Raw genomic sequence first — 13,007 nt, forward strand, 5'->3', positions numbered from 1 at the left:
AGGGGGAGGGCGCCGCCAGCCTCCGCGTCTATGCGTGTAGACGCTTCGTCGTAGCCCGCTGGAAGGAACACTGAGCCCATGGACGCGATTTCCGTCATCCGCACGAAGCGGGACCGGGGCGAGCTGACCCCGGAGCAGATCGACTGGGTCATCGACGCGTACACGCGCGGCGAGGTCGCCGACGAGCAGATGTCGTCCCTCGCGATGGCGATCCTGCTCAACGGCATGAACCGGGCGGAGATCGCCCGCTGGACCGCCGCGATGATCGCCTCGGGCGAGCGCATGGACTTCTCCTCGCTCTCCCGCCCCACCGCCGACAAGCACTCCACCGGCGGCGTCGGCGACAAGATCACGCTGCCGCTCGCCCCGCTCGTCGCCGCCTGCGGCGCCGCCGTGCCGCAGCTCAGCGGCCGTGGCCTCGGCCACACCGGCGGCACCCTCGACAAGCTGGAGTCCATCCCCGGCTGGCGCGCCCTGCTCTCCAACGAGGAGATGCTGCACGTCCTCGACACGACCGGCGCCGTCATCTGCGCGGCCGGCGACGGCCTGGCCCCCGCCGACAAGAAGCTGTACGCCCTGCGGGACGTGACCGGCACCGTCGAGGCGATCCCGCTGATCGCCTCCTCGATCATGTCGAAGAAGATCGCCGAGGGTACGGGCTCGCTCGTCCTCGACGTGAAGGTCGGCTCCGGCGCCTTCATGAAGAACATCGACGACGCCCGCGAGCTGGCCTCCACCATGGTCGGGCTCGGCACCGACCACGGCGTGCGCACGGTGGCCCTGCTCACCGACATGGCGACGCCGCTGGGCCTGACGGCGGGCAACGCCCTGGAGGTCCGCGAGTCCGTCGAGGTCCTGGCCGGCGGCGGTCCCGCCGACGTGGTGGAGCTGACGGTCGCCCTCGCCCGCGAGATGCTCGACGCGGCCGGCCTCAAGGACGCCGACCCGGCGAAGGCCCTCGCCGACGGGTCCGCCATGGACGTGTGGCGCCGCATGATCGCCGCACAGGGCGGCGACCCGGACGCCGCCCTGCCGGTCGCCCGTGAGCGGCACGTCGTCACCGCCCCCGAGTCGGGCGTCCTCACCCGCCTCGACGCGTACGCCGTCGGTGTCGCCGCCTGGCGCCTCGGCGCGGGCCGCGCCCGCAAGGAGGACCCGGTGCAGGCCGGCGCCGGTGTGGAGCTGCACGCCAAGCCGGGCGACACGGTCACCGCGGGCGCGCCGCTGCTGACCCTGCACACGGACACGCCGGAGAAGTTCGACTACGCCCTGCGGTCGCTGGAGGGCGCCTGGGACATCGCCCCGGCCGGCACCGCGTTCACCCCGTCGCCGATCGTCCTGGACCGCATCGCCTGACGCGGGCCTCCACCGCCCCGCGCCGGGCGCGTGCCCGACCCCGGCCCCCGTCCCGCCCGATGAGTTCCGGGCGCGGCGGGGGTCCTGGTCTGTGTGGAGGACACCGAACCGATCGTTCTGCGCGTCGGCGGGCCGGTCGCGCCCGCCGACGCCCCGCGCCTGTGCGCCGAGCTGACCGCGCTCCTCGACGGCGCCCCGCCGGGCCGGCCCGCCGTCGTCGACGCGGCCGGGCTCGTACGCCCCGGCCTCGCCGCCGTCGACGCGCTCGCCCGGCTCCGGCTGACCGCCGGCCGCCTGGGCCACCCCCTGACCGTGTGGAACGCGCCGCCCGACCTGCGGGCGCTGCTGGCGCTGACCGGGCTGGCGGACCGGCTGCTCAGCCCTCCAGCCGGTCCGGGAGGCCGAAGAGGGGGAACCACCGCTCCACGTCCAGGAACGACGTGATCCCCGAGACCTTGCCGTCCCTGGTCTCGACGACCATGAGCGCCCACGGGGTGAACCCGCCCCCGGGGTCCGGGTGGTAGTGCGCGAACGCCGGTGTGCCGTTGGCGGTCGTCGGCACCAGGCGCGAGCCCCGGCAGACCGAGCCGACGCCCAGCATCCAGCCGACGATGTCGTCGTGGCCGCGCAGCCACAGGTCGTAGGGCGGCATGGAGAGCGTGGCGTCCTCGTGGAGCAGGGCCGTCAGCGCCGCCATGTCGTACGACTCGAACGCCGCCAGATACCGGTCGAGGAGCCGGCGCTGCCCCTCGTCGAGCGGGTCCGCCGGGTCGGTGCGCTGCGGATCGCGGGCGGCGAGCGTGGCGCGGGCGCGCTGGAGGGCGCTGTTCACCGAGGCCACGGAGGTCTCCAGCAGCTCGGCGACCTCGCTCGCCCGCCACGCCAGCACCTCCCGCAGGATCAGCACGGCCCGCTGCCGGGCCGGCAGGTGCTGGAGCGCCGCGACGAAGGCCAGGCGCACCGACTCGCGGGCGAGGGCCGCCTCGGCCGGGTCCGCCGGCTGCGGCAGCACCCGCCCGTCGGGCACCGGCTCCAGCCAGGTGACCTCCGGCCGGGCGGTGAGCTGCGCCTGCGCGACGGGCGTGGCCGCCGTCAGGTCGATGGGGCGGGCGCGGCGGTTGCCCGCGTTCAGCGCGTCCATGCAGACGTTCGTCGCGATCCGGTACAGCCAGGAGCGCAGCGACGAGCGGCCCTCGAACCGGTCCAGGGCGCGCCAGGCGCGCACCATCGTGTCCTGGACCGCGTCCTCCGCCTCGAAGGCCGAGCCGAGCATCCGGTAGCAGTAGCCGGTCAGCTCCGTCCGGTACTCCTCCAGCCGGTCCTGGAGAGCGGCGTCCCCGGCCGCCCCGTCCACCGGGCCCGCCGGACCCGCCCGGCCACCGGCCGGTTCCGTCGGGTCGACCGGCGTTCCCACCGTCGAGCCCGCTGTCGCGTCCACCATCGCGTCCACCCCTGTCGCGCTGTGCCTGCCTGCCCTCCGGAAGCTACCGGAGGGCACTGACAACGCGGTCGGGCGGCGGTCACGTGCCGGGCTTGCGCCCGTACACGAACACGTCGTCACCGTTCCTCAGCAGGTTCCAGTATGCCTTCGCGTCGGCCGACCGCATGTTGACGCAGCCCCCGGAACCGGGCGGGTTGTACATGGACTTGTCCGTCGCGTGGAACGCCTGCCCGCCGTCGAAGAACTGCGAGTACGGCATCCACACCTTGTAGATCGTCGACCAGTGCTTGAGGCTCCGGTGGTAGACCTTCTTCGCGCCGGTGCGGGTCTCCGCGCCGTCCCGGCCCGTGCGGACCGGCACCGGCCCGTAGACGAGCTTCCGGCCGTCCTGGACCCAGCTGAGCTGCCGGGTCAGGTCGACGCAGGCGATGCGGCCCTTGTTCACCGGGCAGGCGCCCGCCTTGTTCGGGTTCTTCCCCGCGGCCCGCTGCTTGAGGATCGTGTCCATCGTGCGCCAGGTCAGCGGCCCGGCGTACCCGGCGGCCGGGGTGATCCCGTGCGTCCGCTGGAACGACCGGATGGCCGTGCAGTCCGCCGGGGACTGCTTCCCGTCGACCGGCCGGCCGAGGAAGCTCTCCACCTGCTTCTGGTACGGCCCCGTGCCCGCCGTGCAGGACGCCGCCGCCTGCGCGGTGCCCGCGCCGACCCCCAGCGTCAGCGGCACGGCCATTCCGGCCACGCCCAGTGCGACGCCGGTGCGCCGCCGCCATGCCCCCACTTCGACCCGCATGCTCCCGCTCCCCTCCCGTGTACGCGCTTCTGGCGTCCCGTAGGACGCTCGGGGCGGGGCGCCGGTTACGTCGCGGGACGACTCTTCTCCGCTCTTTCCGTCCTGCCCGGGACAGGGGGAGCGGACGGGGAGCGGAGGGGGCGCCCGGAGGCGCGGGGACACCGGGGCGCACGCCGTGCGAGCTGGGCGCCCGAGCGGACCTCCGGGCCGCGGGAGGGCCCGTACGGCCCGGTCGCCGCGGGTGCGCGTCCCGGCGGGCCGGCAGGCGTACGCGAACGGGCCGCCGCGGGGCGCCGCCTCAGCGGGGCCCGCCCGCGCCGCCGGCCGCCGCCGTGCGTCCCGGCCGGCGGGGCCGCACGCGTCCCGGGCGCCTCAGCGGGGCCCGCCCGCCGCGACGACCGGCGTCCGCCGCCGCGCCACCCGGTCGCCCTCGCCCCGCCCCGGCCGCGCCCGCTCCGCCACGCGCGCGCGGTGCGTGCCGTACAGGGTCAGGGAGACGACGCCGACCACCGCGACCAGGCCCAGCAGCACCGTGGCCGACCAGCCGCCCGCGTGGTAGGCGACCGCGCCGAGCGTCCCGCCCGCGCTGCTGCCCAGGTAGTACGCCGACTGGTACAGCGCCGACGCCTGCGCCCGCCCGGTGGTGGCCGTCCGGCTCACCGACGACGAGGCGACCGCGTGGCCGGCGAAGAACCCGGCCGTGATCAGCACCAGGCCCGCCAGCACCCCGGCCAGCGACCCGGCCAGCGACAGCAGCAGCCCCGCGGCCGTCGTGGCCACGGCCAGGTACAGCGCCCCGCGCCGCCCCATGCGCCCCACCAGCCGCCCGGCGGCGGCCGACGACACCGTGCCGACCAGGTACACCAGGAACACCGAGCCGACGACGCCCTGCGGCAGCGAGAACGGCGCCTCCACCAGCCGGTAGCCGATCACCGTGTACACGGCGCCGAACACCGTCATGAACAGCGCGCCGATCGCGTACAGCCGCAGCAGCAGCGGGTCCGACAGGTGCCCGCGCACCGTCCGGCCGATCGCCCGCGGGTCCAGCGGCGACGGCGTGAAGTGCCGGGCGGCCGGCAGCAGCAGCCGGTACGCGACGGCGCACACGGCGGCCAGCAGCCCCACGGCGGCGAGCCCCGCCCGCCAGCCCCACAGCTGCGCGGCCCAGCCGGTCACGATCCGGCCGCTCATCCCGCCGATGCTGTTGCCCGCGACGAACAGCCCGATCGCCGCGACCAGCGCCCGCGGCCGCACCTCCTCCGCCAGGTACGCCATCGCCGACGCCGGCACGCCGGCCAGCGCCGCGCCCTGCACGGCACGCAGCGCGACCAGCCACTCCAGGCTCGGCGCGAACGGCACCAGCAGGCCCACGGCCACGGCCGTCACCAGCGACCCGGTCATCATCGCCCGCCGTCCGAACCGCTCGGACAGGGCGCTCAGCGGCAGTACGCACAGCGCCAGCGCGCCGGTGGCGGCCGAGACCGTCCAGCTCGCCGCCGACGCGGTCGCGCCGAAGTCGGCGGAGACGGCCGGGAGGAGGGCCTGGGTGGAGTAGAGGAGGGCGAACGTCGCGACGCCCGCCGCGAAGAGGGCGAGGCTCATGCGGCGGTGGCCGGGGCGTCCGGGGGCGAGGCGGGAGTCGGCGTCCACGGCTGCCGTGGACGCCTCGGTACTGGCGGGAGACATGCCCCGAACGTACGGAGACGGACCTTCATGCGTCCAATGCACGGAACGGCTTTAATCGTTCCCATGCTGCATGAGTACAGGTCACAGCCGCGGCTGTCACTGAACAGTAACGAAGAAGAAATGGGCCTGCTGCTCGCCCCTCGCCTGGCGTACTTCGCGGCCGTCGCCCGGCACGAGCACGTGACGCGCGCCGCGCACGAGACGGGGGTCCCGCAGTCCACCCTGTCGCGGGCCGTGGCCCGGCTGGAGGAGGACCTGGGCGTCACCCTCTTCGCCCGCAAGGGCCGCGCCCTGTCGCTGACCCCGGCGGGCCGCACGTTCCTGCTGTCGGTGGAGCGGGCGCTGGGCGAGGTGGAGCGGGCCGCCGAGGCGGTGCGCGCCGACGTGGACCCGACGGCGGGGCGCGTCGCCTTCGGGTTCCTGCACACCATGGGCTCGGAGACGGTGCCCGCGCTGCTGCGGGCGTTCCGCGCCGACCACCCCAAGGTCCGCTTCACGCTCGTCCAGAACTACGGGGAGGCCATGATCGAGCGCCTCCGGGCGGGCGAGCTGGACCTCTGCCTGACCTCGCCGGTGCCCGACGCCCCGGACCTGGTGGGGCGCCGCCTGGACGAGCAGCGGCTGCGGCTCGTCGTGCCGGACGACCACCGGCTGGCCGGCCGCAAGCGGATCCGGCTGGCGGAGGCGTCCGACGAGGTGTTCGTGACCCTGGAGCCCGGCTACGGGCTGCGCCGCATCACCGACGACCTGTGCGCCGAGGCGGGGTTCCGGCCGCGCGTGGCGTTCGAGGGGGAGGAGGCCGAGACGCTGCGCGGGCTGGTCGCCGCGGGGCTGGGCGTCGCCCTGCTGCCGCCGCCCGCGGTGCCCCGGCCGGGCGTCGTGGAGCTGACGGTGACGGCGCCGCGCGCGGTGCGCGAGATCGGCGTCGCCTGGCAGGCGGGGCGCCCGGACACGCCCCCGGTGGCGGCCTTCAAGAAGTTCCTGCTCTCCCGCCGCGGCCGGCTCCTGGGCGTGGCCGAGCAGTAGCGCACCGGGCGCGCGGCGGCGGGCGGTGCGGGGCAGTGCGGGGCGCGGCGGCGGGGCGATCGGGCGGCCCCCGGCATCCCGCGGCGCCGTACGGGTACCCGCACCGCATGTCCAGGTACGACGGCCCCCGCCCCCGCAGGACGCGGACGCCCGAACCCCTCGCGGCGCCCGTGACCGGGCGGCCGCGGAAGGCCCCGGCACCCCCCGCCCCCGCCGCGCCCCCCGCGCCTCAGGGCCGCAGCGAGCGGCCGAACCCGGCCGCCAGCGGCATCCGCAGCCCCAGCGGCGGCGGCGCCGCGAACGCGTCGGTGACCGGCCGGCTGTACGGGCGGTCGAAGAGGGAGCCGAGCACGAAGTCGGCCGCCAGGGACAGGACCTCGTCGTGGTGCTGGCGCAGCGCGTGCCCGTCCGAGTGGACCTCGAAGCGGCAGGTCGACCGGTTCGCCTTCTTGGCCCGCACGGCCAGCCGGTAGGAGAGGTCCGGATGGGCGGTCGCGTCGGTCGTGCCGTGCACGATCATCACCTGACGGCCCGCCAGCTGCCGCACCGGCTCCGGCTCCGCCGCCACGTCGTCCTCCGGCAGCCACGGCGCGAGCGCCAGCACCGACGCGACCGCTGCGTGCCCGGCCGTCCGCAGCGCGGCCCGCCCGCCCATACCGTGGCCCACCAGGCAGACCGGCACGTCCCCGTGACGGCGCACCACCTCCGCGACCGCCCACCGCGCGTCCTGCGCGAGCAGCGCGTCGGCCCCGTTCCAGCCGCGCCCCCGGTACCGCACCACGTGCGCGGCCAGCCCGTCGCCCCGGCCGGCCCGCACCAGGCGCCGCGCCAGCGGCAGCAGCGCGGCGCGGTGCAGCGGCGAGGCGCGCCGCGCCGACTCGGGCGCGCCGTCCGGCAGGAGCAGCACCACCCCTCCCACCGCCGTCGCGTCCGACCCGCCGAGGGACCGCCCCAGACGCGGCTGCCGACCGCCGCCGGGCCCAACAAGTGCGTGGTGTGCCATGGCAGAACAGTCTCAGAAGAGGAGGTGTACGCCACCCGTACACGCGGTCACTGTTCCGTATCGAGTGAACGCGGAGCCGGCGGGCCGCCCGCGCCCGCCGGACGCCCGCCGACCCCCGGAAGAAGGACCCCACATGACCATCCGGTACCCCGCCACCCCGACCGCCGACCAGATCCGCCGCGCGCCGAAGGTCCTGCTCCACGACCACCTCGACGGGGGCCTGCGACCCGGCACGGTCGTCGACCTCGCCCGCGCCCGCGGCTACGAGGCACTGCCCGAGACCGACCCCGAGCGGCTCGGCCGGTGGTTCCGCGAGGCCGCCGACTCCGGCTCGCTGGAGCGCTACCTGGAGACCTTCGCCCACACCTGCGCCGTCATGCAGACCCGCGACGCCCTCTTCCGGGTCGCCGCCGAGTGCGCCGAGGACCTCGCCGACGACGGCGTCGTCTACGCGGAGGTGCGCTACGCCCCGGAGCAGCACCTGGAGGGCGGCCTCACCCTCGACGAGGTCGTCGCCGCCGTCAACGAGGGCTTGCGCGAGGGCGAGCGCCGCGCCCGCGCACGCGGCCGGCGCATCCGCGTGGGCGCGCTGCTCACCGCGATGCGGCACGCCGCCCGTTCCCTGGAGATCGCCGAACTCGCCAACGCCCACCGCGACGACGGCGTCGTCGGCTTCGACATCGCGGGCGCCGAGGCCGGCCACCCGCCCACCCGCCACCTCGACGCCTTCGAGTACCTCAAGCGGGAGAACAACCACTTCACGATCCACGCCGGGGAGGCGTTCGGGCTGCCGTCGATCTGGCAGGCCATCCAGTGGTGCGGCGCCGACCGCCTCGGCCACGGCGTGCGGATCATCGACGACATCCGGGTCGCCGACGACGGCACCGTCACGCTCGGCCGGCTCGCCGCGTACGTGCGCGACAAGCGCATCCCGCTGGAGATGTGCCCCAGCTCCAACCTCCAGACCGGCGCCGCCGCCTCCTACGCCGAGCATCCGATCGGCCTGCTCCGCCGCCTCCAGTTCCGGGTCACCGTCAACACCGACAACCGTCTGATGTCCGGCACCAGCATGACCCGGGAATTCGAGCTGCTGACCGAGGCATTCGGCTACACGCTCGACGACATGCGGTGGTTCACCGTCAATGCGATGAAATCAGCATTCATTCCTTTCGATGAACGACTGGCCATGATCAATGACGTGATCAAGCCCGGATACGCCGAACTGAAGTCCGAATGGCTGTTCCGGCAGAACGGCTCCACCAGCGCATCCGGCCAGCGAGAGGCCCCATAAGGGCGCCCTCCGTGCGATAGGGGAACGGCCGCGCATTCCCGACCCGGCCCCCTTCGGTGTTTGCGGGCCGCCCCGCGTGCTGGCTAGGTTGCGGAACCGCTCATGCCCCCGATTCCCCCCAAGGACGAATTTCGATGAAGCAGTCCGCTGCCAAGTCCCTCGGTGTCGCCGCGCTCGGCGCCGCTTTCGCCGTCTCCGCTGCCGGCAGCGCCTCCGCGCTCACCGCCGTCCCCACCGGACCCGTCCTGGCGACCGCCACCCAGGCCCTGCCGGTCGCGCAGACCGTCTCCACCCTGCCCGGCGGCTCGGGTGAGACCGCCACCATCGCCGAAGGCGTCCTCGACGCCGTCACCGGCGCCGCGCCCGCCGTCCCCGTCAACACCCCGCTCGACCCGGTCGTCGGCCTCCTCGGCGGCCTCCCCGTCGGCGGCGCCCTCCCCGTCGCCGGCCTCGGCTGACCACCCCGCACACAAGCCGGCGGTGGGCGCGCGCCCGAGAGGCGCGCGCCCACCGCCGTATGTCGTACGGGTCATGCCGGATGTACCGGACGTGCCGGCGGGGAGCGCCGGAGGCGCCGGCCGGCCGCGGCGGGCCCTACCAGGCCGTGCTCGCGGGCTTCTCGGCCGGCAGCAGCATCCACAGCGCCAGGTAGAGCAGGAACTGCGGCCCCGGCAGCAGACAGGACACGACGAACATGACCCGCATCGTCGTCGCCGAAGTGCCGAAGCGCCGGGCCAGCGCCGCGCACACTCCGCCGATCATGCGTTCGTCACGGGGGCGGGCAAGTGCGGCCATGGTGGGCTCCTTCGTCAGGGGCTTCGCGGAAGCCGCTCCGGCTTCCGGTGCATTCATCCTCCCCCGCCTACCCCGGACAAAGCATCGGACTACGGGGCGATCCCGACCCTGGGAATCCTCGGGGTCGCCCCCTGAGGGGCATCCTCCCGACGCAGGGCACCGCCCCTCCGCCGCCTCCTCCCCGAGGCGGGCTCCGCCCCGGCCCCCGCACGCGGTCCCGCCACCCCGCCGCCCGGCGCCGCGTCCAGCCTGCGGCGCAGCCGCGCCCGCCACGCCGGAACCACCGCCACATGCGCCAGCGCCACCCCAGCGGTGTTCAGCAGCACCGCGTCCACATCCACCACCCGGCCCGGCACCGCCGTCTGCAACAGCTCGATCCCGAGCGACACCAGCGCACCCGCCGCCACCGTCCGCACCAGCGAAGCCCACCGCGCCACGTCCAGCCGCGCGTCCGCCAGCGGCAGCAGCACCCCCAGCGGCGCCAGCAGCACCAGACCCTCACCGATCCGCCGCGCCGCCTCCGCCGGACCCAGCGCCAGATCGGCCTTGATCCCCGCCAGCGGCTCCAGATTCGCCGCCGTCACCCACATCACGTCCAGCGGCCGCAGCGTCAGCCACCCCACGAGCAACAGATGGACGAAGAGAAGAGCGAGCCCCGCCACGCGGTAGCGGATGGCGGCCATGCCGCCCGAACCTTGACGCTGCACGCCCCCCAAGACGCACCCCCCGGCAGGATCGGTTCCTCTTTCTTTCTGAGGCGCGTTGCGCCTCCGGGGCGCTGTGAGCGGGTCCCGAGCCGCCCTCCGTGCTCGGCCCTCCTTCGTCGGGCGCTGCGCGCGGACGTCGTCTCGGCACCCGCGCGCCCCTTCGGCTCCACGCGCGGCCCCGTGCCGTGCCCGTCAGGCGCCCCGTCGCCCCGGCCCGCGGTCGGCCTTCTGGTCTCGTGCCGTGCCCTCGGGCGTCCGTCGCCCCGGCCCGCGGTCGGCCTTCTGGTCTCGTGCCGTGCCCTCGGGCGTCCGTCGCCCCGGCCCGCGGTCGGCCTTCTGGTCTCGTGCCGTGCCCTCGGGCGTCCGTCGCCCCGGCCCGCGGTCGGCCTTCCGGCCCCGCGCCGCGTCCGTCAGGGGCCCGGCCCTGCCCCACACGGCTTCCGGCCCCGCATCGCCTCCACCGCGTCACGGCCCCCGGCGCAGCTCTGCCCACCCGGCAACACCACCCACCACCCACACCGCCCCCACGACCCAGCAGCGGGGAGGTCCCGTCCCGTCGGCGGCAGCCGAAGGCGAGCCCCCTCAGGGCGCCCGGGTCGGCAGGGGGGACTCGGGGCGGGCCTTCACCGACGCGTCGCAGACGTACCGCCGCACCGGATAGTCGCCCGGCCCGCCCAGGGGCACCGTGCCGCGCACCGACGCCGCGCCCCACTCGCCGTACGTGCAGACGATCTGCGCCAGCGCCGCCGGCGGCAGGTCCTCGGGCTGGCGGCTCAGCCGCAGCGAACCCTCCGGGTCGCCCGCCCGGCCCGCCGCCACCTTCAGCGGCTCGTCCAGGTACGTCGTGAAACCGGCCTGCCGCTCACGCTCCGACGGCCGCTCCCGCAGCGCGTCCAGCAGCGCCTGCGCCGTCTCCACCCGCGCGTCCTCGCCCGACGCGCCGCCCTCCGGCCGCACGGTGCGGGACACCGGTTCCAGGCCCGACGCGCACACCAGGTACACCCGCGTCGGCACCCCCGCGTCCTGCGGGGCCGCCTCCGGCAGGCTGCACGGCACCCGCGACGGCGCGCCGCCCGCGTCGACCGGTACCGACGTCGTACGGATGCCGCACCCGGCGGTCAGCGCCGCCAGTACGGCCGCCGAGGCCAGCGCCCGCCGGCCCCGGCCGGTCCGGGGCCCGGCAGCCCGGCGCCCCGCGAGCCGGAGTCCCGCGGCCCGGAGTCCGGCAGCCCGGCGCCGGTCCGTCCGTGCCGCCGCGTCAGCCACGCGCTCGCCGCTCGCCACTGTCCCGCTCCCCGTCGTCCCCTGAACCGTCGTTCCCCCGGCCGTTCCCCCGGCCGTCGCGGCCGGTGCCGCCCTCCCCGGCGCCCCCGTCACCGCCCTCCCCGTCGCCCGCCGCGGCCGACGAGCCGTCGCGGGGCAGCCGCAGCGTGAACACCGCGCCGTCCCCGTCCGGCGAGTTGGCCGCGGTGATGTCGCCGCCGTGGACCAGCGCGTTCTCCATCGCGATCGAGAGGCCGAGCCCGCTGCCCTCCGAGCGGGGCCGGGACGCGCTCGCCTTGTAGAACCGGTCGAACACGTGCGGCAGCACGTCCTCCGGGATGCCCGGCCCGTGGTCGCGCACCCGCACGATCAGATCGTCGCCGGACGTCCGCACCGACACCCGCACCGGCGAACCGCCGTGCTTCAGCGCGTTGCCGATCAGGTTGGCGAGTATGACGTCCAGCCGGCGCGGGTCCAGCCGCCACACGATGCCCCGCTCGGCGTCCAGCTCCACCGCGTCCAGCCACGCCCGCGCGTCGATGCACGCCGTGACCTGGTCGGCCACGTCCACGTCGTCCAGGACCAGCTTCGCCGTACCGGCGTCGAACCGCGTGACCTCCATCAGGTTCTCCACCAGCGTGTTCAGCCGCCGCGTCTCGCTGATCACCAGGGTCACCGCGGGCGCCACCATCGGGTCCAGGCTGTCCTGCTCCTCCTCCAGGACCTCCGTCACCGCCGTCAGCGCCGTCATCGGCGTACGCAGCTCGTGCGACATGTCGGCCACGAACCGGCGGCTGGACTCCTCCCGCGCGCTCATGTCCGCGACCTTCTTCTGCAGGCTCTCCGCCGCGCCGTTGAACGTCCGGGCCAGCTCCGCCAGCTCGTCCGTGCCCGACACCCGCAGCCGCGTGTCCAGCTTGCCCTCGCCCAGCCGCCGCGCCGCCTCGCCCAGCCGGTGCACCGGCTTCAGCACGGTCGTCGCCGCCACCTGCGCCAGCAGCGCCGACCCCAGCAGGGCCAGCAGCGTCGCCACGCCGAGCGACCAGCCGAGCGAGGCGAGGTCCTGCCGCTCCGGCTCCAGCGACTTCAGCATGTACCCGGTCGGCCCGCCGCCGATCACCCGCGTCCCGCCCACCAGGTACGGCGTGCCGCGCAGGTTCGTCCGCAGCCAGAACACGTGGTACGAGTGCCGGTTGCCCGCCGTGAGCTCCTGCTCCTCGTCGACCGCGGCCCGCAGCGACGCCGGCACGTCCCGCAGGGTGAACCGGTCCGGGTCCGAGACCCCCACGATCGGCTTCCCCGCGTCCCGCTCGCCCAGCAGCACCACGCTGTACCCGCCGCCGCCCTGCGCCATCAGTTCGGCGGTGTGCCGCAGCTCCTCCTGCGTGGGCCGCAGCGGCAGCGCCGCCGCCCGGTTCTGCATCTCCTGCTTGAAGTCGCCGAGCGCCGCGTCCTGCGTACGCGTGAGCACCGCCTCGCGGTTCAGCCAGTACGCGATCCCCGACGCCGACACCGCCGCCGTCAGCGCGACCAGCCCGAACACGACGATCAGCCGCACCCGCAGACTCGTCCACCGCCGGCCCGCGCCCGGCGCTCCCCGCCCGCCCCTCACGGCACCGTCCGGCGTGCCGTCCCGCTCCCCGCGCATG

At 75.7% G+C, this 13,007-nt stretch carries 13 protein-coding genes; 5 read left to right on the forward strand and 8 right to left on the reverse strand.

The features are described 5' to 3' along the window. The first annotated feature begins 78 nt into the window (after positions 1-78). Both CP974_RS19275 and CP974_RS19280 read left to right on the forward strand, forming a co-directional pair. Positions 79-1,356 carry a thymidine phosphorylase gene (locus CP974_RS19275; RefSeq protein ID WP_031133225.1) on the forward strand — a complete coding sequence of 426 codons (1,278 nt, stop codon included), beginning with the start codon at positions 79-81 and terminating at the stop codon, positions 1,354-1,356. A 93-nt stretch (positions 1,357-1,449) separates the two neighbouring features. Further along, a complete protein-coding gene (locus CP974_RS19280; RefSeq protein ID WP_051839626.1) occupies positions 1,450-1,800 on the forward strand; it encodes an STAS domain-containing protein in 351 nt (116 codons plus the stop codon). Here the strand turns inward: CP974_RS19280 and CP974_RS19285 are convergent. The 3 genes from CP974_RS19285 to CP974_RS19295 all read right to left on the reverse strand — a co-directional run bounded on the left by CP974_RS19285 (position 1,733) and on the right by CP974_RS19295 (position 5,273). Then, a complete protein-coding gene (locus tag CP974_RS19285) occupies positions 1,733-2,797 on the reverse strand; it encodes a sigma-70 family RNA polymerase sigma factor (protein ID WP_085921523.1) in 1,065 nt (354 codons plus the stop codon). The genes CP974_RS19280 and CP974_RS19285 overlap by 68 nt on opposite strands. 79 nt (positions 2,798-2,876) lie before the next feature. After that, on the reverse strand, positions 2,877-3,587 hold the full coding sequence (locus CP974_RS19290) for a L,D-transpeptidase family protein (RefSeq protein ID WP_031133228.1): 711 nt from the start codon (positions 3,585-3,587) through the stop codon (positions 2,877-2,879). 372 nt (positions 3,588-3,959) lie between these two features. Continuing rightward, complete coding sequence (locus CP974_RS19295) at positions 3,960-5,273, reverse strand: MFS transporter (RefSeq protein ID WP_078915861.1); 1,314 nt, start codon at positions 5,271-5,273, stop codon at positions 3,960-3,962. A gap of 63 nt (positions 5,274-5,336) precedes the next feature. On the opposite strand from CP974_RS19295, the gene CP974_RS19300 reads away from it, so the two are divergent. Next, positions 5,337-6,299, forward strand: a complete 963-nt coding sequence (locus tag CP974_RS19300; RefSeq protein WP_031135827.1) for a LysR family transcriptional regulator — start codon at positions 5,337-5,339, stop codon at positions 6,297-6,299. A 229-nt stretch (positions 6,300-6,528) separates the two neighbouring features. Here CP974_RS19300 and CP974_RS19305 read toward each other — a convergent pair whose 3' ends face one another. Beyond that, positions 6,529-7,302 (reverse strand): alpha/beta fold hydrolase, encoded by a 774-nt coding sequence (locus tag CP974_RS19305; protein ID WP_051839969.1) that lies wholly within the window; start codon positions 7,300-7,302, stop codon positions 6,529-6,531. Between the two features lie 133 nt (positions 7,303-7,435). Between CP974_RS19305 and CP974_RS19310 the strand changes: the two genes are divergently transcribed. Then, a complete protein-coding gene (locus tag CP974_RS19310) occupies positions 7,436-8,593 on the forward strand; it encodes an adenosine deaminase (protein ID WP_031135831.1) in 1,158 nt (385 codons plus the stop codon). 134 nt (positions 8,594-8,727) lie between these two features. Beyond that, complete coding sequence (locus CP974_RS19315) at positions 8,728-9,051, forward strand: hypothetical protein (protein ID WP_031135833.1); 324 nt, start codon at positions 8,728-8,730, stop codon at positions 9,049-9,051. Between the two features lie 136 nt (positions 9,052-9,187). On the opposite strand, the gene CP974_RS19320 is transcribed toward CP974_RS19315, so the two are convergent. From CP974_RS19320 to CP974_RS19335, 4 genes are all read right to left on the reverse strand, one after another. After that, positions 9,188-9,388, reverse strand: a complete 201-nt coding sequence (locus CP974_RS19320) for a PspC domain-containing protein (protein ID WP_031135834.1) — start codon at positions 9,386-9,388, stop codon at positions 9,188-9,190. Positions 9,389-9,477: 89 nt separating this feature from the next. Continuing rightward, on the reverse strand, positions 9,478-10,071 hold the full coding sequence (locus tag CP974_RS19325) for a VanZ family protein (protein ID WP_031135836.1): 594 nt from the start codon (positions 10,069-10,071) through the stop codon (positions 9,478-9,480). 606 nt (positions 10,072-10,677) lie between these two features. After that, positions 10,678-11,109, reverse strand: coding sequence for a hypothetical protein (locus CP974_RS19330; RefSeq protein WP_308425536.1), 432 nt, complete (start codon positions 11,107-11,109; stop codon positions 10,678-10,680). Between the two features lie 244 nt (positions 11,110-11,353). Beyond that, positions 11,354-13,006: an ATP-binding protein gene (locus tag CP974_RS19335; RefSeq protein ID WP_051839970.1), complete on the reverse strand. Its 1,653-nt coding sequence runs from the start codon at positions 13,004-13,006 to the stop codon at positions 11,354-11,356. Between the last annotated feature and the right edge of the window lies 1 nt (position 13,007).

Source organism: Streptomyces fradiae ATCC 10745 = DSM 40063 (assembly GCF_008704425.1).
Classification (GTDB): Bacteria; Actinomycetota; Actinomycetes; order Streptomycetales; family Streptomycetaceae; genus Streptomyces; species Streptomyces fradiae.